Origin of the sequence: Tenacibaculum sp. 190524A05c, assembly GCF_964036595.1 — a bacterium.
GTDB classification, from domain to species: Bacteria; Bacteroidota; Bacteroidia; order Flavobacteriales; family Flavobacteriaceae; genus Polaribacter; species Polaribacter platacis.
Genome location: NZ_OZ038523.1, coordinates 3,661,889 through 3,686,946 on the forward strand (window position 1 = coordinate 3,661,889; position 25,058 = coordinate 3,686,946).

The 25,058-nt window shown below is 31.4% G+C and carries 15 protein-coding genes; 2 read left to right on the forward strand and 13 right to left on the reverse strand.

What is annotated here, in order from left to right; genetic code table 11:
* Positions 1–56: 56 nt before the first annotated feature.
* The 4 genes from ABNT61_RS16415 to ABNT61_RS16430 form a co-directional block, all read right to left on the reverse strand.
* Positions 57–2,129: a prolyl oligopeptidase family serine peptidase gene (locus tag ABNT61_RS16415; protein WP_348744016.1), complete on the reverse strand. Its 2,073-nt coding sequence runs from the start codon at positions 2,127–2,129 to the stop codon at positions 57–59.
* Positions 2,130–2,233: 104 nt separating this feature from the next.
* Positions 2,234–3,082, reverse strand: coding sequence for a hypothetical protein (locus tag ABNT61_RS16420; RefSeq protein WP_348744017.1), 849 nt, complete (start codon positions 3,080–3,082; stop codon positions 2,234–2,236).
* Entirely contained in the window at positions 3,079–3,531 is a 453-nt protein-coding gene (locus ABNT61_RS16425; protein WP_348744018.1) for a DUF4174 domain-containing protein, read from the reverse strand. Before ABNT61_RS16425 ends, ABNT61_RS16420 begins: the two co-directional genes overlap by 4 nt.
* 1 nt (position 3,532) lies before the next feature.
* Positions 3,533–9,637 carry an alpha-2-macroglobulin family protein gene (locus ABNT61_RS16430; RefSeq protein WP_348744019.1) on the reverse strand — a complete coding sequence of 2,035 codons (6,105 nt, stop codon included), beginning with the start codon at positions 9,635–9,637 and terminating at the stop codon, positions 3,533–3,535.
* Positions 9,638–9,872: 235 nt separating this feature from the next.
* On the opposite strand from ABNT61_RS16430, the gene ABNT61_RS16435 reads away from it, so the two are divergent.
* Positions 9,873–11,225 carry a UDP-N-acetylmuramate--L-alanine ligase gene (locus ABNT61_RS16435; RefSeq protein WP_348744020.1) on the forward strand — a complete coding sequence of 451 codons (1,353 nt, stop codon included), beginning with the start codon at positions 9,873–9,875 and terminating at the stop codon, positions 11,223–11,225.
* Positions 11,226–11,227: 2 nt separating this feature from the next.
* Here ABNT61_RS16435 and ABNT61_RS16440 read toward each other — a convergent pair whose 3' ends face one another.
* The 9 genes from ABNT61_RS16440 to trkA all read right to left on the reverse strand — a co-directional run bounded on the left by ABNT61_RS16440 (position 11,228) and on the right by trkA (position 24,230).
* Positions 11,228–12,292 (reverse strand): nucleotidyltransferase family protein, encoded by a 1,065-nt coding sequence (locus tag ABNT61_RS16440; RefSeq protein ID WP_348744021.1) that lies wholly within the window; start codon positions 12,290–12,292, stop codon positions 11,228–11,230.
* Positions 12,282–13,409 (reverse strand): hypothetical protein, encoded by a 1,128-nt coding sequence (locus ABNT61_RS16445; protein ID WP_348744022.1) that lies wholly within the window; start codon positions 13,407–13,409, stop codon positions 12,282–12,284. Before ABNT61_RS16445 ends, ABNT61_RS16440 begins: the two co-directional genes overlap by 11 nt.
* 55 nt (positions 13,410–13,464) lie before the next feature.
* Complete coding sequence (locus ABNT61_RS16450; protein ID WP_348744023.1) at positions 13,465–16,485, reverse strand: T9SS type A sorting domain-containing protein; 3,021 nt, start codon at positions 16,483–16,485, stop codon at positions 13,465–13,467.
* A gap of 794 nt (positions 16,486–17,279) precedes the next feature.
* Positions 17,280–17,447, reverse strand: coding sequence for a hypothetical protein (locus ABNT61_RS16455; RefSeq protein WP_165915759.1), 168 nt, complete (start codon positions 17,445–17,447; stop codon positions 17,280–17,282).
* A 19-nt stretch (positions 17,448–17,466) separates the two neighbouring features.
* The gene (locus ABNT61_RS16460) at positions 17,467–19,587 is read right to left on the reverse strand and encodes a T9SS type A sorting domain-containing protein (protein WP_348744024.1); all 2,121 of its coding nucleotides are present in this window, start codon (positions 19,585–19,587) and stop codon (positions 17,467–17,469) included.
* A 129-nt stretch (positions 19,588–19,716) separates the two neighbouring features.
* Positions 19,717–20,388, reverse strand: a complete 672-nt coding sequence (locus tag ABNT61_RS16465) for a phage tail protein (protein ID WP_348744025.1) — start codon at positions 20,386–20,388, stop codon at positions 19,717–19,719.
* Positions 20,389–20,477: 89 nt separating this feature from the next.
* On the reverse strand, positions 20,478–21,149 hold the full coding sequence (locus tag ABNT61_RS16470) for a phage tail protein (protein ID WP_348744026.1): 672 nt from the start codon (positions 21,147–21,149) through the stop codon (positions 20,478–20,480).
* Positions 21,150–21,384: 235 nt separating this feature from the next.
* Positions 21,385–22,884, reverse strand: coding sequence for a TrkH family potassium uptake protein (locus ABNT61_RS16475; RefSeq protein WP_348744027.1), 1,500 nt, complete (start codon positions 22,882–22,884; stop codon positions 21,385–21,387).
* Positions 22,884–24,230 carry a Trk system potassium transporter TrkA gene (trkA, locus tag ABNT61_RS16480; RefSeq protein WP_348744028.1) on the reverse strand — a complete coding sequence of 449 codons (1,347 nt, stop codon included), beginning with the start codon at positions 24,228–24,230 and terminating at the stop codon, positions 22,884–22,886. The genes ABNT61_RS16475 and trkA overlap by 1 nt, the downstream gene beginning before the upstream one ends.
* A gap of 141 nt (positions 24,231–24,371) precedes the next feature.
* Here trkA and radC point away from each other — a divergent pair, with 141 nt between their 5' ends.
* Positions 24,372–25,058 carry a RadC family protein gene (gene radC, locus ABNT61_RS16485; RefSeq protein ID WP_348744029.1) on the forward strand — a complete coding sequence of 229 codons (687 nt, stop codon included), beginning with the start codon at positions 24,372–24,374 and terminating at the stop codon, positions 25,056–25,058.

Below are 25,058 nucleotides of genomic sequence, written 5' to 3' on the forward strand. Positions count from 1 at the left end.
AAAAAGCTCTATTATTTAAAATAGAGCTTTATAGAAATAAGATTAACGAATCTTTATTATTTTAATTTCATTATCAAATAAGAAAAAGTCATTGCAGTCGATTTTGCACTTTGCTCATTTGTTGAAGATCCTGCATGTCCTCCTTCTGTATTTTCATAGTAAAAGAAAGAGTATCCCATGTCTTTCATTTTTGCAGCCATTTTTCTGGCATGACCTGGATGAACTCTATCATCACGAGTAGAGGTATAGAAGAATACTTCTGGATATTTTTTGTTAGGTTTTAAGTTGTGGTAAGGTGAGTATTTTTTAATAAATGCCCATTCCTCAGGTTTGTCTGGATTTCCATATTCACCCATCCAACTTGCTCCAGCAAGTAATTTATTATAACGTTTCATATCTAATAATGGAACTGCACATATCACAGCATTATATAGATCTGGACGTTGTGTAAACGCAACACCAACTAATAATCCACCATTACTTCCTCCACGAATTCCTAAGTGTTTAGGAGAAGTAATTTTTTTAGCAATTAAATCTTCTGCAACCGAATGGAAGTCGTCATAAATATTTTGTCTTTTTTCTTTTAATCCAGCTTGATGCCATTTTGGTCCGTATTCACCACCACCTCGGATATTAGCTAAAACGAATACAAATCCATTGTCTAAAAGATTTGCTCCATAACTAGCAGAATAAAACGGTAAAGAAGAAGATTCAAATCCACCGTAAGCTGAAATTAATGTTGGATTACTACCATCAAAAGCCATGTTTTTTGCATGCACTACAAAATAAGGTACCATTGTTCCATCTGTAGATTTTACTTTAAACTGTTTGATCTCATACTTCTCACTATTAAAATAAGAAGGAAGCGATTTAAAAGCTTTAAAAGTGTTATTATCTGCGTTTGCATAATACACAGTTCTTGGTGTTAAGAAGTTCTCAAAACTAAATAAGTAATTATTGCTAGTTTCATCTGTAGAGTACACCGAAAGTCTTCCATGTTTTGGTGCGTTTACTTTCTCTTTATTCCATTTTCCATTGTTGAATTTATAGATGTATAATTCACCATTTACATCATTTAAAACATTTAGGAGTAATGTGTTTTTCGTAGTTGAAACTCCAGAAACACTTGATAACTCATTTGGTTGATAAATTAAACTCGTTGTATGTTTTCCTTCTAGTAAGTCAGGGAAATTTAAACTAATAATACTTCCTTGCTTGTACGTTTTTCCATTTACGGTCCAATCTGATTTCAAATTAAGAACAGCTTGATCGTTTAGAAGAGCATTAAAAGAGGCATTTTCTGGAATATCAAGAGTAACGAATTTTTCTTTATGCCAAATATTAATTTCACGAGTATAGAATGTTTTAGATCTGTAAGCAGCAATATATTTTTTATCACCATCTCTAAAAACAATACCAGTAGAAAGAACATCAGTACGCTTTCCTTCAAAAATTAATTTTGCATTTTTTAAATAGGTTCCTCGTTTCCATAATTTTATTTGATTCGAGTATCCAGAAGTTGTCATTGTTCCTTCTCCAAAATTTGAAGAAACAATTAGTGTGTTTTTATCGAAATAAGTCGCGTTACCTTTCGATTCTGGAATATAGAATCCGTCTTTGATAAACTCTTTTTTATTTACATCATATTCTCTGATAACCACTGCGTCTCCCCCTCCGTTAGATAAACGAATTAAGAAACGGTCAAAAGTTGGATATAAACCTGAAACTCCTTTGTAAACCCATTTCTTATTATCTTTTTTACATAAAGCATCAATGTCTAAAACCGTTTCCCATTCTGGTTCACCGTTAAGGTATTTTGATTTTTGAGTTCTTCTCCAAATACCTCTAACATGATCTTTATCTCTCCAGAAATTATAAACATAATCGCCATACATACTTGGGTAAGGAATACGATCTGTTGAGTTATAAATTTCAAGGGATTTGTCATAAATAGATTTGTAGTAAGGAGATGAAGTTAATTTTGCTTCTGTTTTTTTACTTTGTTCATTAACAAATTCTAAAGCTTTTTTCCCGTCTACTTCTTCAAGCCAAAGATATTTATCTTCTTGTGCTTTTACATTACTGCTCATTCCAATAATAGCAATAATGCATAAAAAAATTCTTTTCATGTTTGGATTTTTATAAAGTGATTTATTTGATTTTATAAATGTAACTTAATTATACTATACGTCACTCAATAAAGTAAAATGTTACTGTTTGCGATTAATAATTTTTAATTCGTCACTAGAAGTCTTTTAGCTCCATTTAATCCACATTTTTGATATTTATGGTAAGCTTTTGCAGCACGCAATCTTATTTGTTCGTTGGTTTCATTGTTTAAATATCCAGTAATCGCGTCATGAATTGTATAAGCTTCAGGAGCCATAAAACTTGTAGTCCAAACTAATGGGTTTATATTGGCTTGACCTAGATGAGGTTTGAAATAATTCTTACTGAAACAAGCTAAAATTATCACATCTCTTTCCTTTTTATCAGTATTTATAAATTTCTCATCAATGGTAAAGTCCATTAAACCATCGTGACCGATATAAGCCAGTAACTCTGCGTTACCGTTAATTCCAAGAGTTTCGGAATTGGAAATTATAGTGTCTTTCAAAATTCCAGCAGAGCTTCTTAAAAAGGTTTCCGTAGCTTGTTTGATATATCGACCATCATATGCGTCTGCTACTATAAAATAGTCTAGGTTTTTATGTTTGAAAACCACTCTTTCTAGTATAAGTGTATCAATTTTAGTTTGTTGTACTAATTGCCATTCAGAACTTCTTTTAAAATACGTTTTGATTCCATAGGCTGTTCCCCAATATAAATTGTTTTTAGGATCTTGTCCGTTCCCAATTTTTGTTGGTACAGGAGCAATACCTTGATATTGATTATCACAAAGTGCTACTATGATGTGAATAGTTTTGTGATCACCGTTATAAGAAATACTCTTAAAACGATTTTCAACTTTTTTAGATTCGGTTTTTTTATTTGTTGACGATACTATTTTAGAATTCTCTTTGGAATTTCCAGAGCAAGAAAGAAATAGAAATAGTATGGCAATTTTTATTATGTTTTTCATTGCTTTTTTCTTAGTTCTCTTTTTCGCATTGGCATTCCATCAATAATAGCAAATAGGTCCGCTTGAGTAAATATTTTATTCGTCTTTGTATTCTTTATTCCTCCATCTAATCCTATGAGCAAAGCTTTAAATCTAGCCTTCTTTGATTTATATTTTAAATACGGTTTGTTGGAATATTTCCAATCCGTTTTGATACTGGATATATCATTAAAAGTAAATTTTCTATAGCGTTCAGGTTGAATTTCAAACAGAATCAATTTTCGTTCTTTAAATCCTTTAGCGTTCAAATTGAATACAGTCATTTGTTCTGATGCTAATGATGAAGAATTACTATTAGAAACAGTAAGCAGTACTCTGTTTTTCCATTCAAATTTAGATAAATCTAAGTTTTGAGCAGGAAGTATACTAACACATAGAGCTATTACAAAAACTAAAAGATAATATTTCATATTACTTGATTTTTACTCTTACACCTTCAGAATGACTGCTAAATTCAGGAGCATACATACTTTGAATTGTTGTAATTCCATTGCTGAAATTTCCTTTATTGTTAACGCGTACATCGTATTCAAAAACATAAACACCTTTTGTAATACGATCAAAGAAAAAGTTTGTTGCCGCATCTTTTGTGCTCTGATAATACCCTAAACCATCTTGCCATTTGTATTGTGATAAAACATCGACAGGTTCAAAAGCAGAAGCGCGCATATCTTTCATATGAATGAATTCCATATCTCTATCTACTTTCAATTCAATACGAACCGTAACTAAATCTCCAACTTCTAATTCTGAATCTGAAAGTGCAATTAGTTTTTTACCGGTGTCAGAATTCACCTTTTTAAATAGTTTTTTAGATAATTGAAGTGGAGTTTTTGCAGAGGTGATCTTATTTAAATCTTCAAAATATTGCCAGTATAATCCGCCCCAAGCTATTCCTTCATCTTTTTTGGTTAAGGTAACTGAAGCTTTTTCAGAAGTGATTTCAGAACCACTCCAAGAAGTTTTAAAATATCCAGTCCCAGCTTCAATTTTAGAGTTTTCCAATTTTGTAGGATCGATGACTTCATTATCCATTTTTATGGTTACTAATTCAGATGAACTCAACCAATCAGAACCTTGTAATAACAACGCGTAAACAGCTTCTGAAGTGGCTTTTGTTGTTTTCCAACGGCTAACTTGTTTGTTTTTTAATAACCAAACTTTTAACTCATCAATTGTTTTGGTGTCATCTTCAATTTCAGAAAAAGCTTCTATTAGTAATGCTTGTGTTTCAATCGGAGCTTGATACCAGTACCAACCTGCTACATTCTCTTTCCAATACATTCCTAATTCCTCTGAAGTAATACTATTCTCTTTTAAAGATTTCAAGATTTTATTGGCAACTGTTTCATTTCCATTTCTAAATTGAGTTAGCGCAATCCAACCTTTTCCTGATAAATTAAATGATTTCCAATATTTTGCTGCTTGATTTTGATAATAATCCACAGCTTTTTTGGTAGTTCCACTTAAAGGAAGATTGTCATAAAAACTACGCATATATAAATATTGAATATCAAAGTAACCGATGTGTTGTTTCTCTAGGTACGAACGATACGCTTTATCACCATCTTTTTGTTGTATACGTTTGGCCTGTTTTAATAATCGCTCATATCTTTCTGCTATTTCTCCATCTAAAAATTGAACCGCTTTCGAGAGCATTTGACGTGTATTTGAGTCGAACTTATTAATACCTAACTTGTCTAAATGTCCAAAACCTGAGGCGATATAATTAGTGATATATGCATTCGGATATCGACTTCCTTTAAACCAAGGGAATCCGCCATTCTCCATTTGTAAATTTTGAAGTTTATTAAATGCTTTTTGACGTTCATTCTTCATTGTGTTTAAATCAAATAATAAAGCAATACGTTTCTTTTGTTCACTTTCAGATTGAGCATCTCTTAACCATGGTGTTTCTTGAATAATTAAAGATTTTAACTCTTGGTTTTTCTCCAAATTACTCAATAAAGCTTTACTCGATTTCCATTGATTAAATACAGCTTGAATTTTAAGATTAGAATTCGCAATAAAGCTAGCTACAGAATTTGCGTAATATCTCGCAAAAGTTTGTTCGGCACAGTCATAAGGATATTCCATTAAATAGGGTAGTGCTTGTACAGCATACCAAACAGGGTTTGAGGTAACTTCTAAACTTAATTTATGGTGTTTTAGAGAATTAGATTTGTTGTTTTTCAATTTATCCAACGTAAATGTTTTGGTTTGGTTGGAACGCACCCACATTGGTAACGTTTCTGTAACTAACATTCTATTAGAAAGTACAGGTAAAACATTTTGTTCTCCATCAGAAAAACTTCCTGCTTTAGCAATAACTTGGTATTGAACAGCTTCAATTGATTCAGGAATTTTTAAGTTCCAAGATACTTGAGTATTTCCTTCTGCATCAACCGTGAAATTTTGCTGACTATTTGTATTGCTTAATTCAACATCAATTGATTTACCAGTAATTGCATTTGTAAGTAACAGTTGACTAACTCCAGATAATACTTTATCTGTTAAATTACTAATCTTAGCACTAAATGTAATTTCGTCTTTTTCTCTTAAAAAACGTGGCGCATTTGGAACTACCATTAACTCTTTTTGCGTAACCGTTTCCAGAGTTTTAGTGGCAGAGTGTAAATTTTTAGCATGCGCTAATAATTGCAATTTCCATCGTGTTAGTGCTTCCGGCATTGTAAAATTAAACGATACATCTCCGTTTTCGTCTGTTGATAATTGCGGAAAGAAAAATGCAGTTTCTTGAAGATTTTTACGGATTTGAACTTCTCCTAAATCAACTTTAGGCTTTTCAGTTGAGTTGTTATTATCAACAATTATAACTTCATCTAAATCTGATTCGTTTTCAGCTATGTTATCCGAATCTACGCTTACATATCCAGAGATGGACTTATTTCTTTTTGCCGCAGGAGCAGCTCCTCTTACCATTACAGCTTCTTCCAATTCGACAGTATTTTTACTGATACCATTAAAGCCGTATTGTCTAATATCTCTAAAATAAAATCCAAACCAATTCAACTGATCGTACTGTAAAGTTGGATAATCAATATAGTCTCTTCTGTTATTAAGTATTCTAAAATAATGATTACCAAAACTGTGTTGAGCAGTGGTAAATGAGCTAAAGCTATATCTTGGCTTAATAATTGGATTAAATTCCCAATTGTGTGCTTTAAATTGATCGAGAGAAGCATCATACATACTTGCTAGTAATTCTGCTGAAACTTTATCTTTTTCCGCTCCTTTAATCGTAAAACTCCAAGTTTCATCTGCCCCAGGTTGTAATTTATCTCTGAACGTTTTAGTTATAATTTCTAAATCAGTTTTTGGATGAGGTACATTAATTAGCAACGATTCTCCTTTATAGGCATTGTAATTCACAAAATGATAATGGATTCCGAAACCACCGACATCTTCTTTAGTTACAGGAATTTTTATAGTTGTATTACTTTTATCTAGATGAAGATAATAGTAGTCAACAATCTTTTGATTCTTTTCAACAGAAAGCATTACGGTAACATTTTCTGAATTCGAAGCTACGGTAATTACTGCTGTTTCTCCCGGCTGATAAGAGTCTTTATTTGTTTTTACTATTACTAAGGCATTGTCAGCTGGTAATTTATCTTTATCACTATATAGCGTAATATATTTCTTGTCCGTTACTATTTGATTGAATTTATCTCTGGATGTTAATTCGATAATATATTTTCCAGATTTCCATCTTTTTAAATTTGAAAGTTTAATCTCTTCTGAACCATTCTTAGTTGAAAATGCCTTTGAAAAGACTTCATTTCCTTTTGTCCAATTGATATAGTTGTCTTCATTTTCATAAGCATCATGTGGGAATTTAGTGTCAAACTTTTTTTTAGAAATGGTTTGATAGAAAGGTGCTTTCCATGGACGTTTTCTAATAAGGTTCTTTGGAGCATTTAATTTATAAATGTTAATTGTTCCGTTTGCATTTACGGCTTCATCATTTAAGTTTTTTGTAGCTATAGAAATAGATTGATTCGGTTCGTTTTTATCTAAAACATCATTACTATTAATTGAAGCTAATAAACTATGATATCCAACTTTTACAAGTGTTGTTGATGAGCGAGTTTCTCCATTTAAATCCGTTACATCAGCGGTTACTTCATAATTAAAAACTGGAAGTTTATCTTTTGAAACACTATCATCAGGAAGTGCTTTAAATGTCAACGTAAATTCACCTTTATCATTAGTTGTAGTTTCTCCGTTTGTGATTTCTTGAGGTTGAGAATTTAAATACGGATAATACCAATAACACCATCTAGGATAAATAACTTTTCGATGTACACGATACACTACTTTTGCATCAGTAATATTTGCACCAGAATAAGCTTTTGCAAAACCAGTTATTGATACGTCGCTATTCAATTGATAGGTTTCCTTTACAGGCTTAAATTTAGTTTCAAACTTTGGTCGTTTGTATTCTTCAACCGAAATGTAATGATAATCTCTTTTCCCATTAATAGCGGCTTCAATAGTGAAATTTCCCGTTAATCCTGTATTAGGAATGGTGAACTTTCCTGAAAATGAACCAAAATCATTCGTTCTTAGTTTTAATTTTGAAATTTCTTGATAATTCACATCTTTTAAAACAACTTCGACATAAGTATCAGTAATTATAGTTGACTTTTCCTTTAAACTCTCTAAAGAAATTCCTTTAAAATGTACGATTTGACCAGGACGATAAATACTTCTATCTGTGAATAAAAAAGTTCTGGTTTGAACTCTTGGATTGTTATTATAAACTCGATTTTGCCTTAAATAATAATCACCAAAAATAGCAACATCGTTATTGAATGTAACGATTGCTTTTACGCGGCTATAATAAGAATCTGGACTAAAAGAGAACTCACCGTTTTTATTTGTAATAAAGGTTTTGTCTATTGTTTGATTTTGATATCTATCTTTTTTGCTGAGTAATCTCACGGTAGCTTTTGGTACTGGCTTTCCTGTATTTCTATTCAGTACTTGATAAATGGTTTTATCAGATTCATTTCTAGTAATAAAAGTTAAATCAGTAGACTGAACTAACGAATTTCCAAAAATAGTTTTCTTGTTTAATTGCTCTTTTTCCCCAGCTACAACCAGATATGTTCCTTGTGGAAGTTTAGGTAATACCACTTCGGTAGAGTGACTTAAATAATCAAATTCGTTAGGTAACTTGGTGCTAAAAGATGTTACTTTTTTTAGTTGATTAATTGCTTTTATTTTCTGTTTAGAATCATAGATTCTTTCAATCTCGTAGTATTTGTCATGTGAGATTTTATAAATAGAAATGTATACCTTTTCTATATTGTTATAAGTAACTAATACTCGAGAATACTTGTTTACAGGAATATGTTTTTCTTGTTGAAGAGAAAGGCTTTTTTGCTTGATTTTTGTAATTAAAACTTTTGCTTTTTTAGCGGCTAAACTGTTTGGGAAGTTCTTTTGAATTTGCTCACAGATTTCAAGAGCTTCTTTATTCTTAAAACGATATTTTTCGTTTTTGTTTTGAATGTACTTCTGAGTTTGAATGTTAAAGACTTTTGCAATTTCCAAGGAATATAATGCTCCGACTTGTTTATTTTTATATGTGCTTTCTGAAGACTTTAAAGTTTCTAGATAAACACTTTCCTTATCAAAAAAAGTAGCGTTATCATTAACGAAAGCTAAACGTTGTAAATCAACATCGGTTAAAGCTTCTAAGTTGTTTTTTTGTAGATGAAACTTTGTTAGTTCTTGATAAATTTTTAATGCATTAAATTGTAGAGATAATGAATCTTTTGTCTCTAGTTTAAGCTTTGCAAATAGATTTACATCACAAATGAAATCAGCATTATCTAATTTAAATTGATATGAAGGTTTGGTAATGTTGGTCTCATTTGTTTTATAGAAAACCAAAGCATTCTGAGCTAATAAATCATAAAGAGAAGGACGATAAGTTTCTGAGTTTTTCTCTAGAACTAAAATGTCTTGAAACTTACGGATATTTATATTCTGTAATTGAGTTTTTTCTTTTAAAGAACTCTGATAGTATGAATGAATTTCATTAAAAATTGTCGTTAAATCCCAAGTTCTAAAATCATTTTTGTCAACTTTTTTACCTGTGTTCGTTCTATTGTAAAATTGCCATCTGTTTTCATCGAAATACTGCCAATATAAATTGGCTAACATATTTTGTAACACATTTTTAGTTGGGAATGTGCTTTTTTCAATATGTTCTTTAAACTCATTTATAATCTTCAATTGAGCATCTTCTTCTAGATTGAGAGTATATTTACTTTTATATACTAGACTTTTAATAATCTGAGGAGCGTTTTTCTCTTTTTTAGCTTTTTTATAAATTTCCTCTACTACTTTCAACGCTGATTTTGGTAGCGCTTCTTTCTCAAATTCTAAAACTTTTTTCCACTGTGCAGAATATCTGTTTTGAGCTTGAGAAATCATTGAAAATAAGATTAGCATAGTAAATAAAATCGATTTTTTTTTCATGACAAAGAGGTTGTTTAATCAGATAGATTTCATTGTGTTGTGTATTTATAACAGAGAAATCTTGATCAAATTATATTTTAGATGGTAAAGTACGGTCTCAAACTTTTTTGAGACAAACAATACCTAGTTTTTAGTTGATTTGAGTTCGTGAATACATCATTTTAATGAGTTTCGTTTTAAAGATACATATTTTGTTTTTGGGTTTTGTATTTTTGATATTAGATTACGATATATAATGAAAATACACTTTATAGCCATAGGCGGAAGCGCAATGCACAACTTAGCATTAGCATTATACCAAAAAGGATACCAAATTACAGGAAGTGATGATACAATTCACGATCCTTCAAAATCAAGATTAGCAGCTAAAGGTTTGCTGCCTGAAGAATTTGGATGGTTTTCAGAAAAGATAACTAGTGATTTGGATGCCGTTATTTTAGGAATGCATGCTAAAGAAGATAACCCTGAGTTATTAAAGGCGCAAGAGTTAGGATTAACTATATATTCGTATCCAGAGTTTTTATACGAACAATCGAAACATAAAACTAGAGTTGTTATTGGCGGATCTCACGGAAAAACAACAATTACTTCGATGATATTGCATGTATTAAATTACCATGAGAGAGAAGTAGATTATATGGTTGGAGCTCAATTGGAAGGATTTGATACAATGGTTCATTTAACAGAAGAAAATGAATTTATGGTTTTAGAAGGTGATGAATATTTAAGTTCTCCGATTGATAGAAGACCAAAATTTCATTTATACAAACCAAATATTGCCTTATTAAGTGGGATTGCTTGGGATCATATTAATGTGTTTCCAACCTATGAGAATTATGTGGAACAGTTTTCAATCTTTACAGATTCTTTAGTCCATGGTGGAATTATGGTGTATAACGAGGAAGATTCAGAAGTTAAGACTGTTGTTGAAGAATCTAACAATTCGATTAAAAAATATCCATATGTAACTCCAGATTATTTTATTGAGGATGGAATTACGTATTTAAATACACCTGAAGGAGATTTACCTCTAGAAGTTTTTGGAGAACATAATTTACAGAACATAGCAGGAGCAAAGTGGATTTGTCAACATATGGGAATTGATGAAGAAGATTTTTATGAAGCTATTGCAAGCTTTAGTGGAGCAAGTAAACGACTAGAAAAAATTGCTGAATCGAGTTCTACAGTTGCTTTTAAAGACTTTGCACATTCACCTTCAAAAGTTAAAGCAACTACACAGGCGGTGAAAAGCCAGTATGACAATAGGAACTTGATTGCTTGTTTGGAATTACATACATATAGTAGTTTGAACAAAGAGTTTTTATCAGAATATAAAGGTGCATTAGATGCTGCTGATAAAGCTGTTGTATTTTATTCTCCGCATGCCGTTCAAATTAAAAGGTTAGAAGAAATTTCTGAACAACAGATTTTTGATGCTTTTCAGCGCGAAGATTTAATTGTATATACTAAACCAGAAGATTTTAAAAACTTTCTGTTTAGTGAAGAATTAAATAATTCTGCTTTATTACTTATGAGTTCTGGGAATTACGGAGGATTAGATTTTGATGAGGTCAAAAAGTTGATTTAAAACTATTTTGTTCTTCCTTTTATAAATCTTTTGAACAACCAAATCGTATAATCTTTTTTAAAAAAAGCTTTTAAAATAACATTCAATCTTTTTTTGAATAAAATTTTTTCAGTTGTTTTTTTATTATGCTTTTTCCTTGACTTTTTGTTATTCAATAGTTCATTGAATTTATTAAGATAGTTTTCAGAATGCTCATTTTTAATAAATAAAATTGAGTTACTGTTTAACACTATATTCGAAACGGCTAAAAAATTATTTAAAGGAATTTTTAGTCTATTTGGGAGTGGAGTTAAGCTTTCCCTACTATTAGTTTTTTGAGATAATAAAAAGACGTCATATGCATTTCTTAAAGAAATATCATGGTAAAACATCCCATTATCATTTATTTGCTTGGCAATTATGGTTAGTTTTAATTGATCATTATAACTTAAAGTAGAAATATTGTTTTTAACTTTGAAACTAGTTTTAACAGTATTGTAATTAAATAATCGAGAGTGTTCACCAGTTGTCATCTCGTAATGAATCTCTATCGCGCCAATTTGGTCTTCTTTTTGAAGTCTCGGATAATGTTTTTCAGAAGGAAAGTGATTATCATGCTGAACTACTCGAGAATAGCCATAATTTTTTAAAACTTTAATACTTTTTTTAAAGAGATGTTTTTCTACTATAAAATCAATATCACCAAGCATTCTTTCTCCAATATCATCATATAATCCTTCTAGTAAATTTCCTGTTCCTTTTAAAAAGATTGGAGTAATATTATTATTTAATAGAATATCATTTATTTCTTTCGCCTGTTCGACAATTTGCTCATTACGTTCACGATTTAAATCTGTAATATGTTTCATGTAACCAACTAAATCTTCAGGTAAATAGTGTAGAAAGTTTGCTCTTTTTAAGTTGCAGTACAGGGCAGGAAACACATAATGACTTGTGCTTACTTTTACAACATTATCCCAATCTACGGTTTGTTGTTGAAGTAAGTTTTCAACTATAATTTTATTATGATCTTCATGATTAATAGTAAGACATTTTCCAACAAAAAATAAAGTGTCCTTATAGGTCATTATGTAAAAGATTTTTAATTGTTGAAACCATTTTGTCATTTTCCGAATAGGTTAGTTTATAACAATTTGTGTTAGAAAACCAATCAAGAAAAACTTCTACATTCTCTTTTTTATCAGAGATCCAAGAATCAGGAATGAGTTGTTGGAAAGCTTCAATCTTCGAAATTTGTTCAAAGTTAAGTCCACTGTTTTTTTCGTATTTGATAAAAACTAAATCATTACAAGGTAGATTGTGATGAGGCTGATTTGTTTTTGGAGGTAAAAAACGAACAATTTTATTTAATCGTTTGAAATGAAACTCAGCAGTATGTTCTAATTCAGGATACATAGGTAGTAATGTTTCCAGGCTGTTTCTTTTTATAGAAATTGCAGAAGGAAAAGTATACACGTGCTTTTTTTCGATATCCATTGGAACAAAGTCGTCTGCTAAACAGGTTAATCCATTCGCTTGTAAAATTGCTAGAGATGTGCTTTTTCCATTACCTGAATCACCTAAAAGGAGTAAGGACTTTTCGTTATTCCCTAATCCTGATGCGTGAAAAATCCCCATCCATTCATCTTCAGGTTTATTATGCATGAATTGAACCATGTACATTGAGAATTTTCCTTGGAAATAATGTATTTCTTCTCGGGGCCAAGAACCAATAAACGCCCCATCAATTATTAAAAACGTCACATTATTTTCGGTAAATACCTGAAAAGTATGATCGCTTTTATCTGAGGCGTTTAATTCTAAGTGTGAAAACTTAGGGTGGATAAGGTACTCTTCAAATTCAGATTGAAATTGCACTTTAAACACTTGGTCGTTCACTCCATACAACTTCGTATTGTAAAATGGAGGAATATTGTATTCTGAACCGTGATCAGGTTCAAGTTTCTTATTTGTAGTGTTAGGAATATGAATTTCATGATTGATTTTATGCACAAAATCAATAGCATCATGTGGGGGAATTTGAAATTCACTCTCTAATTCTCTACTTATTGTTTCAATAGAAACTCCGTTGTTCAGTTGTAAAAGAATATCTGATGTTTTCTGTTCCAGAACTATATACTTATTAGTTGCTGAAAACCATACTACAGATTTCTCTTCAATATTCCTTCTTATTATTTCGCTCATCAGGTTTTAAAAATATAAAACCTATCAGAAGTAGAAACCTTATTTTTTAAATAATTTATAATTTCATTTTTTTAATAATTTTACCTTCCTCAGTTGAAATAGCGACTAAATATATTCCAGAGGCAGGTTGGTTAAACTTAATTCTATTAGTCTCAGAAGATTCGAAGCTTGAGTCAAGTATTACCTTACCTTGAATTGAGTAAACTTGTATCAAACCATTTAATCTTAAGTTTTTAATTGTTATTTCGTTAGCATCAGATTTGAATATCTGATAACCTTCAACTATATTTTCAGTTTCTTCTACAATTGTTTGTCTTGTGTGAATATAAAATCTTCCTGTATCTATTGAGTTTTTGGTAGGAGAGAATTCATACGTTTCATTTTTAAGGTTTATAAACCTGTTAAACGTTTTATCTTCTAAAAACACTTCAACATCTTCAGGAAGATTTAAAAGTTCCGCGGATAGGGTTAATTTTTCTCTAGTAGTTGTTTTAAATCCAATTGGAATGATCATGTTATTATAACCATCATTAGGTAATGTTTGTATCGCTAAATGTCTGTTGTCATTACTGCTTAAAAGTCCTGAAAAAATTAAGAAGTCAGCCTCTTTACTGTAGACTTTAGAGTCATAGCCATTGTCAAATTCAGTAGATTTTCCTTCAGCATAAAACAATTTTGTTGATCTATTATATTCCGAGTTTTCTAAAGAAAGTTCAATAGAAAAATAATCTTGTGGCGTAGATGTTTCCTCTGTTTTTTGATGTAAGTCAGATGTTTTAAATAAAACATTGCCTTCTTTTTGTATATCTATGAAAAATCCTTCAGCCGGAGCAATTTCAGTAGGAGAAATTTTATTATAAGTTTGATAATATTCTCCATTCCAAATCCAAATTGATTGTTCACTCAAAAGTTCTTTATTAGTAGATAGAAATTGCTCAGCATCAGTATAAGCCAAATGTGGGTTTCCAATCAAATTCATATTTGTTTTTGATGCTTTAACAACTGGTATAGTTACATCATCCACAGCCAATTCCCCATTAAACATAAGTGTTTGGCTTTCATTTAACTTAATTGAATATCCTTGACCAGGTGTTAAATCCTCATTAGAATCTTGCATGAAACAGCTCCAAGCATTTTCGTTGGTATTAAAGTAGGATAGACTTATTTCATCATTATCATTAACAAGTAATTCGTTTTCCGTTATTAATTTTTTTACTGTTTGATTTAATAGTGGAGGAGAAATTATGTTCCATTCATTTTTATCAATCTTTTTCTCGTATGTTATCTTTCTGCTAATAGGGATGCTTGATATAAAAGATGCTCCAGTTTCTAATTTTAATGAATTAAATATTATTCTATCCTCAACAATAGGGTAGTGCTTTAACTTATTTGATATTACAATATTCGTTCCTTCATCAGGAATTGAATTATTCGACCAGTTTGACTTATTAAACCAATCTGAACTTGAATTTCCTACCCAAAGAACTTCCTTACTTTGATCAAGAAGTGTTACTGTAATATCCTGTGTGAAACCTAGACTAACATCACAAGGATTGTCAATAAGATATTTATCATTAGAGTTTTGATAAAAACTACTAATAATTCGCATAGAAGTTACTCCTTGTTTAATTTGCTTAGTTTTTAAGTTGAAAACGGTAGAGAAAGAGTATCTATCAGTACTAATTTCATTACTAACAACCCATTCATCCTCTGTATTGAATTCTCCATCTCCATTTAAATCGATAAATACATTGTAGAAGAATTCTTGTTTTCTTGATTGGTCTATTTTTAAACTTATATCAGAATGTGATTTAATAACAGTATCACCACTATCAATTACTGATATTCCACCATTGTTACATTCAATGTTTGACAAGCTTATTAATGTGCTTTGATTATCTTTTAGCGTAATTCTTTCAGGGACAAAACCAAATCCATCACAAGTATTAGTTGTATTACAATACACATTACCAGTTTTTATATTTTGAGATTCACTGTAACTATTTGGTGAATTAACGGGAATAACTCTATATGAATATTCTGTATCATTTTGAATGTTATGATCAACGAATTCATTTGAGTTTTTTCCTACTCCAGATATTGGTTCAAATCCACTTCCGGTTGAAACGTTAGCTCTTTCAACGATATATCCTAGGTTACTTTCGATATTCGTCCATTTTAAACTATTATAAAGAGTTGTATTCGCTATATAAGTGATTTTTGGAGCTTGGATCAGTTCTTGGTTCTGATAACCGTCTAAATCGTATCTATCGTCGTTTAAACGGTATTCTAGAGCGTTTCTCATAATATTGAATTGCTCGTCTGTAAAACTATTTCTATGCTCTATATAATAAGACATGAAGTTACTTTTATCCGCTATGTAAAGAGTTCCATATTTATCGGTGGTATCATTACTATTATGTGGATCTGCAGGTGTGCTGCATAAAAAGTCTCCTGTACTGCTACAGTTTGATTGATTTCCTTCTCTTGCTACATTTTCTGCTAATGCATATGAATTTCCGTACTCAGTACTCGTATGCGTGTGAAATAACCCTAGATAATGTCCTATCTCGTGAGGAAGATTTGAATTAACATGTTTGGCCGGGGAGCCAAACATGTTTTTTGAGAAGAAGACAGCATTTGGGGTTGTCGAAGAGTTGGGGAATGAGGAAAAGCTTCCTCCTTTATTCGTAATGAAGAAGTTTGTACAATTAGGATTCAAGAAATTTACATAATCTTGTCTTTTTGCTTCTTTGGCATACAAATAATCAGAATCTATATAATTTATTTTAGCTAAATAAAAACGTATGTTTAAAGGAGATGAGGTTTTGTTAATTGTTACAAAACCGTTTGGTATTCTAGAAATGAATTGACTTAGGTTATAGTCAGTTTCACCGTTAGACTTTCTTACAATATGTAAAATTACGGGTAGGTCTAAGTTCGAAAACCTTTTGTTATGCTTGGTGTTTACAAATTCTTTATATAGAGCAATATTATTTGCAGTAGGTATTTGCTCATTATAATGTTGGTGATTATCAGGTTTTAATTCTTGTCCTTGTGATACTATAGAAATCAAAAAACTGAGGATCAAAAAGCCTAAAACATGGCTATCTCTTTGATTCTGAAATAGGTTTTGTTTAGTGTTTGTAAATAAAAGTTTATACAAAATCCAATTTGTAACACTTTTTTCATTATTTTTATCACACAAGTATTGTATAAATACTAGTTTCGAAAAATATCTACTGAGTTTTTTGAATGTAAGTTTTACACTTAAAGAAATAAAATCTTTAACCATTTTGGTCAGTTTTAATATTGACTATTTCAGGCCCTGCTATTGTTCACTCGCCAAAGTCTTACAATTGCGGGGTTAACTGTATATATAAAGATTATTGTAATTGAATATACAATACGTAACACATTTATCTATTAGAAAACCATACGGGAGGTAGGTTAATGTAGGTGTTTCTAAAAAGTAAATTTTAAGATTCCTAAATACATTTACATAAATTATCTTCGAAACTCTGGGGGATTAAGTAACTGAATAATTTTAGCACTATTTAGAGGATGAAATGTGCAGTAATTCGAAGTGTGTTTGGAGTATTCAACTAAAAAATAGTTAAGAGTATCTCTTAAGCATAATATTGGGGGGTGTTAATTAAACTTCAATTTAAACAAATACAATGAGATTGTATTGGGGGTCTTTTTGATAAAAGAAGATTTGTGTGTGGTATTACTTCTTTCTTCGTCTTTCAGCTTTTACACTTCTAAGATAATTTATTTTTATGAATTAAACAAACATTTTATTGAAGTTTTACGAAAAAAAATGCCTCAAGAGAATTCTTGAGGCATTGAATATGATGTGTTTATCTATTAGAACCCATCTCCTGGCGCTTCTGGAGAAGCGGCTTGAGCTTTCTTTGGATTTAATATTAAGTAAGTTCCTAAAGCAGTTAAAGCTGTATACTTACCATAGTTTCCTATTTTCTTAAGAGCTTCCTTTCTAGTAATCTCTTCTTTATTTAATTTGTTATTCTTCATGATATAGTAGAGGATTAGTTTATTCTAAAATGATTTTCTTAGTAATGTTTCCTAAAACAGAGTTTAGTTTAACAACATATACTCCTGTAGATAAATTAGGTAAAGCAATTTTACTTAATCCATTAGAGTTGATATCAGTATTAACTAATTCTTCTCCTAAAAGAGAGAATACTTTTACTTTAGCTTCAGATTGTAATCCGGCAACTGTAATTTCATTATTAGCAGATCTATAAATACTAACATTTGCTATATTTTGAGCAATATCATCATTGCTTAAACGAGCTGATGTTGTATGTAAATAATATTGTCCGATTCCATTTACTGCAGATTTTGTAGTAATGGTGTGGTCATCTTCAGAAAGATTTACAAACGTATTATTTAATCTATCTTCTAAGTAAACATTAACACCTTGAGGTAAGTTTTTAGTGTTTACAGAAAATGTAATTTCTTTATTTGACTCAGCGATTAAACCAACAGGAACTACCATAGTCTCAATATCCGAATTAGGTAACGATTGAACTTGATAGTTATCACCTTGACTGTCTGATAATAGATGAGTATAGACAGCGAATGAATTTGTTAATCCATTAAATAATTTTCCGTCATATCCATTATCAAAACCTGTAGTTGTACCATTTATATAGTATAGTTTTGCGTATCTACTGTTTGATCCATCATTTACATAGAGTTGAACTTCAGGTCTAGAACTTCTTTGGAATGTGTCAGAAGCTTCATGGCTTTGCATTGCTCCCGTGAATGATACATTATTTGTAGAGTTAGCTTCTACAAAGAACCCTTGTCCAGGTGCAATTTTAAAAGCATCAGCAGTAACCTTAGTTTCGTAACTAGAAGTTGCTTGGTTCCAAACATAAATTGTTTCTGAGGCTAAATCTCCACTTTCTGCAGTTAAAAATGTTGCACTATTTACAAAAGCAGTATATGGATTACCTAATAAATTAAAGTTAGTTCCACTTCCACCACCTTGTGTAAGAGCAATCATAACATCGCCCGAATTAACCGAGCCTGTAAAAGAAATATTACCTGCCGCAGATAAGCTAGCAGAATAACCTTTTCCATTTACTAAAGCGTCTGTAGCAGTATTTGAAAAATATGCCCATCTATCGTTTGCAACGGCTTGGGAGTTATCGTAAGGAGCAAAACTAATTTCACTACTTCCGTTTGTTTTAAAGCTATTATTAGCTCTCATATCAGTCATGTCCTCTCCACTTACAGGGCTAGACACTAAATACCAGTTAGTAGTTCCTAAACTTCTTATATAAGTAACGTCATCAGATATACTTGCGTTTGCTATTAATGAAGCACCTGAGTTTATCGTAATTTTATAAACATCACCTGGTGTAGAACTAACGGTTGGATAGTTTGTTACTCCTGAAGAAGGAATTACCACATTATCATATTTTTCAGGAACATGTGAAGAACTCCAGTTAGTATCTGTACCCCAATCTGAACTTGTAGTACCATTCCAAGTCACATCTACTAAAGTAATATTTGGAGAAACATATCCTATCGCATTCGCTCCTGACCAGTTTGCACTATTACCAACTGCCTCTGATATTTCCTTACCTGTTCCAGTCATAACACCTGAGTAATATACATTGTCGAATTCTTCTTCAGCTCCAGCCCCGGCTCCAGCAGCAACGGCATTGACATCATTTGTTAAACCTGTAGGTAAATCTGATTGATTCGCGTCATTAGATCCAGTTTGCCATTGAGTACTATTAGTTTGAACAGCAAAAATAAAAGTTGGTGCACCTTCAGTACCTTGGTATGCAATTAATTGATCACCTGCTCCAGATAATCCTAAACCACCACTAACTTCTACAAATGCTCCACTATCTCCGGAAGTGTACTCTATAGTAGTTCCTCTAGTTATTAATGAAGGAGCAGTATATTCAACTCTACCTTCGTTACCTCTAAAACTTGATCCCAACCATCCATCATCAGTAAATTTTATTTGAGTTCCAGCCTCGAGATCCACGAGAGTTATGAATTTAAACCTGTCAGGTGTATCAGCTTGAACATCTATTATTAAAATGTCTCCTGCAGTTAAAGTGGTTTGAGAAAAACTTTTCAAACCAAAAAAAATGGTTAGAAAAAGTAATAAGTACTTTTGTTTCATGATAAATTAGTTTTAATTCTAAAATTATAAATAAAAAACGGATTTCTTCCTTTTTTTATTAAAAATAACATTAACATAATACTTTGATTTGTATTATGTTAATGTTCAGGTTGTTGTTTTTGAAATATTTTAACTTCTAGATGGATATATTCCTTGTAAACAAATTATATATCTCACCACAGTATATGGTTGTCTATTATCAAAAGATTGACTAGCACCAGCTTGTCCAACAGTAACTGTACCAGCTGCAGTTACAGGAGCTAAGAAAGGTTTTAATGTGGTGTCTGCTTCATCTGAACTATAGATTTGTACCTCTTGATTACTGAATTCTCCAGTAGCCAAATGTTGACTTTCATCTGGTTCTCCGTTAGCACCAGCATCGGCAACAGCAGGAATGGCAATTGTGGCACTTCCACCTGTTCCATTAAAAGAAGCCGCATGTGTATGATTTGGCATTTGAGCTTGAGTAAGAGTTCTAAACTCAGCTCCAAAACCTGGTCCTTGTCTGTAATCTTGTAATCCTGGTCCACGTCCTGCACTAATAGCTACACGACCTCTTAAGTCTGGTAAAGCAAAAGTTGTTCTACCATCACCTCCATACTGTGTTCCTAATATTGAAAATAATGCAGTATTTGAATTAATAGCCAGTAATTGACCGTCACAGAAAGCCCAATTTCTTGGAGCAAAGTTTCCTGCAAACATTCTTATTTCGCCAATAAACGGTTCTTGAGCATTGGCAGTATTATTAGATAAAAAGAAACAAAGAAAGAAAAGTCCGATGATTTTTTTTATTGAATTCATGTTGATTTAGTTTTAATTTTACTTTGTGTTTGAAATTGAAATAATTAATTATTCACAATAGATTTAACCGTATTAGTTCAATTAATCTATTAGCTTCTTGAAGGAAATACTCCTTGTAAACAAATAATATATCTCACGACTGTGTAAGGTTGTCTATTATCAAATGACTGACTAGCCCCAGCTTGTCCAATCGTAACCGTACCCGCAACATTTACTGGTGCTAAGAATGGTTTTAATGTAGTGTCTGCTTCATCCGAACTATAGATTTGCACTTCTTGATTACTGAACTCTCCAGTAGCTAAATGTTGGCTTTCATCTGGTTCCCCATTAGCTCCTGCATCTGCAACTGCTGGAATAGCAATTGTAGCACTTCCTCCGGTACCGTTAAAAGAAGCGGCATGAGTATGAGCTGGCATTTGTAATTGTGTTAAAGTTCTAAATTCTGCTCCCGCACCTGGCCCTTGTCTATAATCTTGTAAACCTGGTCCACGTCCAGCACTAATAGCAACTCGTCCTCTTAAATCAGGTAAAGCAAATGTAGTTCTTCCGTCTCCTCCGTATTGCGTTCCTAATATTGAAAATAAGGCTTGGAATTGTGAAATTGGTAATAACTGTCCTTCGCAAAATGCCCAAGTTCTAGGAGCAAAGTTTCCTGCAAACATTCTAATTTCTCCTATAAATCCTTCTTGTGCTTTTACCTCAGCATTAGACAAAAAGAAACAAACAAATAGAAGCCCGATAATTTTTTTAATTGAATTCATGATAATTTAGTTTTGGTTAGTAAAAATTTTTCGTCTTATATAATTCCAAAACAAATTTACTATCAATCTATACCTAGATGATTCTAAAAAGTATTAAGCGTGTAGTTTTTAGTAATAAGTGTGATTAAAATAGTAATATATGTTTCCCCAGAGTAAATATAGAAAATATATTTAATTAACTGATTTACAGTTATTATTGGGGTTTCTACCTTTATTTACCGGGTTTAGTTGGTTTTTAATTCTTTTTCCAGAAGAAAGGAGTAAATAAAATTAATACAGTAAATAGCTCTAAACGACCAATTAACATTAAGAAAGAACAAAATAATTTTGCAGGTATAGATAAATGAGCAAAATTATCCACAGGGCTAACACTACCTATAGCAGGTCCGATATTTCCTAATGACGAGGCACAAGCACCTAAAGCAGATTTTATATCTAAACCCATTGAAGCTAATATAACAGCTCCAACAATAAAAATTAACATATATAATATAAAGAAGGAAAGTATATTAAATACAATATTTTGTTTCACAGCTTTTCCATCATAGCGTACAGGAATAATAGCATTTGGGTGTAACGATTTCTTGAATTCAAGAAAGCTATTTTTTAACATCACAATATGTCTAACAATCTTAACTCCTCCGGATGTTGACCCTGCAGAACCTCCAACGAAAAAGAGCGAAAAGAAAATTCCTGTAATGAAGAAACTCCACATTGTGAAATCAGCGGTAACGAAACCTGTTGTAGTAACTACAGAGATTACTGAGAATAAACTGTGACGGAAGGCACTTTCTGTTTCACCTAATATCATTGGGTGATCTATAGAAGTTTGTAATGTTGGATCTTTGAAAAAGATTATACATAACGTAACTAACACAGTTATTGAAAGTATTCCTAAACTATAATATTTAAATTCTTCACTTTCAATTACCTTTCTTACTTTTCCTTTTAGAGCAAAATAAGTCAATACAAAGTTTGTACCTGCTACAAACATGAAGAAGATAATAATGTATTGAACTAGTGGCATACTATTATAAAAGGCGACACTTGAGTTTTTAGTAGAAAACCCACCAGTACTTACTGTTGCCATTGCATGATTTATCGCATCGAACCAGGTCATCCCTGCAACTTTAAGTAGTAAGAATTCAGCAACTGTTAATCCAACATAAATTAACCATAAGCGTTTTGCTGTATCCGTAATTCTAGGATGTAATTTATCAGCTGATGGTCCAGGAGCTTCAGCCATGAATAACTGCATTCCTCCAATTCCTAACAAAGGTAATATGGCAATCGTTAATACAATAATTCCCATTCCTCCAATCCAGTGCGTTGCACTTCTCCAAAAGAGAATGCCTTTTGGCATACTTTCAATATCCGTTAATATTGAAGAACCTGTGGTTGAATATCCGGATATCGTTTCAAATATAGCATTGGTTACCGAAGGAATACTACCTGTTAGCAAATATGGTAACATTCCAGTAATTGTTAGTGTAATCCAACCTAGAGTAACGATGAGGTATCCTTCTTTCTTTTGAAGTTTGTTATTGTCGGGTTTATTAAAAAAATAGAGTAGTAGTCCTATAAAAATAGTGATAATCCCAGCATTTAATATTCCTAAAGTGGCTTCTTCCTTAAAGTATAAACTAAAAGGAATGGCTAACCACATAAAAAAACCATTGAGTACAGCTGTAATTCCTGCAAATCGGAATATTAATTTGAGATTTAAATTGTCCATTAATTAAATAGGTCTTCTACTGTAGAAATTGCTTCAGGTAAACAGAAAACAATTACGTGATCTCCTGCTTGGATTTGCATATTACCAAATGACATTAATGCTTCTCCATTTCTAATAATTCCACCAAAAACGGCTTCTCTAGGGAAACGCAAATCTCTAATTGGTTTTTCAGTTACTTTGGCATTTGCTTGAACTTCAAATTCAAAAACTTCAGCATCTACATTATGTAAGTTTGCAAGTGCTAATATCTCTCCTTTTCTTATGTGGCGAAAAATATTACTCGCTGCAATTAATTTTTTGTTAATCAGTGTATCAATTCCAATAGTTTGAGAAATATTGATATAATCCATATTTTCAACTAAAGCAACAGTCTTTTTTACACCTTTTGATTTAGCAACTAAACATGACATGATGTTTGTTTCAGAATCACCAGTTACGGCAATAAAAGCATCCATATCTCTAATGTTTTCTTCTTCTAATAGTTCCAAATCTCTACCATCACCATTGATCACTAATGTAGATCTTAAATCTTCAGCAAGAGTAAGTGCTTTTTCTCTTTTCTTTTCAATCAGCTTTACTTTAAAATCTTCTTTACAAAGATTTCGCGCCGTTTTCATACCAATACTACTACCACCGAGAATCATCACATTTTTAATTTCAATGTGTTCTTTACCACAAATAGGATATAACTTTTCTATACTATAATTAGGAACAGAAAAATAAACCTGATCGTTCATTTTATATTCCGTATCTCCTCTTGGTATTATAGTTTGAGCAATTCCTTCTCTTTTAATGGCGATGGTGATAAAATCAACCATGTTGAATTTTTCTTTGGCTTCCTTAACAGTTAAATCAACAATAGGAGATTTATATCCTAAAGTTGTTCCCATTACATTAAAAAGACCATTTTCAAAAGCAACCGTATCATTAAAAGAAGATTGGTAGAGTAACTGTTTAATTTCTTCTGCAGCTAATTCTTCTGGAGAAATCATAAAATCAACTCCAAAATCTTTAAAATCTACAACATCGCTACTTAAGAATTCGGGGTTTTTAATTCTAGCAATTGTTTTTTTAACTCCTAAAGCCTTTCCTACGACAGAGATTGTAAAATTGGTATTCTGACTTTCGGTTACTGCTAATAATAAATCAGCAGAACCTATTCCAATCTCCTTCAATAATTTAATTGAAGTTGCATCTCCTTTTTTTGTGATTACATCTAAGTGATTGTTGATGTAATTCAATCGATCACCATTTAAATCAACAATGTAAGTGTCTTGAGATTCGTACGAAAGTAACTTAGCCAAATGAAATCCAACATCTCCTGCTCCGGCTATTATAATTTTCATATTAAAAATTAAAAATATAGAATGCAAAGGTACATCTTTAAGATGAAAAAAATAAAATCAACATGTATTTAATGTTTTCCTAGGAGCTTAATTTCAAATTATTTGATTTCTTATCTTTACACCAAATTGTAGAAAAAGGACATGAAAAAAATGAATATAAAGTCTTGGGCTATAGAAGATAGACCAAGGGAAAAGTTGTTGTTAAAAGGAATACAAAACTTGTCTAATGCAGAACTTGTTGCTATACTTATTGGTTCGGGGAATAGAGATGAAACCGCTGTAACTTTATCAAAGAGAATTTTAAACTCAACTCAAAATAATTTAAACAAGCTTGCAAAGCTTTCTGCGGAAGAATTGCAACGATTTAAAGGAGTAGGAGAGGCTAAAGCTATCGCAATAATTACTGCTTTAGAACTAGGTAAAAGACAATTTTTTGAAGATACTGTAATTCAATCAAAAATAAGTTCATCCAAAAACGTATTTGATTTAATGCAACCTAAGTTAGCGGATTTACCTCATGAAGAATTTTGGGTTGTTTATTTGGATAATGCTAATAAAGTAATTGACAAACAACAAATAAGTAAAGGAGGATTAACATCAACATTAGTAGATGTCCGCTTAATTTATAAGAGGGCAATAGAGCTAGCTGCAATTGGAATAATCATTTGTCATAATCATCCTTCAGGTAAAGTTGATCCTAGTCATTCTGACATTGAACTAACTCAGCAAATCAAAGAAGCGGGGATTACACTTAATATAAAACTGCTTGATCATTTAATAATTGGTAAAAAGAAGTATTTTAGCTTTGCAGACGAAGGAATTTTATAA

What these genes read in the sequence shown, in the direction of transcription:
- ABNT61_RS16415 (WP_348744016.1), bottom strand. Translation starts at nt 2,129, where the DNA reads ATGAAAAGAATTTTTTTATGCATTATTGCTATTATTGGAATGAGCAGT.
- ABNT61_RS16420 (WP_348744017.1), bottom strand. Translation starts at nt 3,082, where the DNA reads ATGAAAAACATAATAAAAATTGCCATACTATTTCTATTTCTTTCTTGC.
- ABNT61_RS16425 (WP_348744018.1), bottom strand. Translation starts at nt 3,531, where the DNA reads ATGAAATATTATCTTTTAGTTTTTGTAATAGCTCTATGTGTTAGTATA.
- ABNT61_RS16430 (WP_348744019.1), bottom strand. Translation starts at nt 9,637, where the DNA reads ATGAAAAAAAAATCGATTTTATTTACTATGCTAATCTTATTTTCAATG.
- ABNT61_RS16435 (WP_348744020.1), top strand. Translation starts at nt 9,873, where the DNA reads ATGAAAATACACTTTATAGCCATAGGCGGAAGCGCAATGCACAACTTA.
- ABNT61_RS16440 (WP_348744021.1), bottom strand. Translation starts at nt 12,292, where the DNA reads ATGACCTATAAGGACACTTTATTTTTTGTTGGAAAATGTCTTACTATT.
- ABNT61_RS16445 (WP_348744022.1), bottom strand. Translation starts at nt 13,409, where the DNA reads ATGAGCGAAATAATAAGAAGGAATATTGAAGAGAAATCTGTAGTATGG.
- ABNT61_RS16455 (WP_165915759.1), bottom strand. Translation starts at nt 17,447, where the DNA reads ATGAAGAATAACAAATTAAATAAAGAAGAGATTACTAGAAAGGAAGCT.
- ABNT61_RS16460 (WP_348744024.1), bottom strand. Translation starts at nt 19,587, where the DNA reads ATGAAACAAAAGTACTTATTACTTTTTCTAACCATTTTTTTTGGTTTG.
- ABNT61_RS16465 (WP_348744025.1), bottom strand. Translation starts at nt 20,388, where the DNA reads ATGAATTCAATAAAAAAAATCATCGGACTTTTCTTTCTTTGTTTCTTT.
- ABNT61_RS16470 (WP_348744026.1), bottom strand. Translation starts at nt 21,149, where the DNA reads ATGAATTCAATTAAAAAAATTATCGGGCTTCTATTTGTTTGTTTCTTT.
- ABNT61_RS16475 (WP_348744027.1), bottom strand. Translation starts at nt 22,884, where the DNA reads ATGGACAATTTAAATCTCAAATTAATATTCCGATTTGCAGGAATTACA.
- trkA (WP_348744028.1), bottom strand. Translation starts at nt 24,230, where the DNA reads ATGAAAATTATAATAGCCGGAGCAGGAGATGTTGGATTTCATTTGGCT.
- radC (WP_348744029.1), top strand. Translation starts at nt 24,372, where the DNA reads ATGAAAAAAATGAATATAAAGTCTTGGGCTATAGAAGATAGACCAAGG.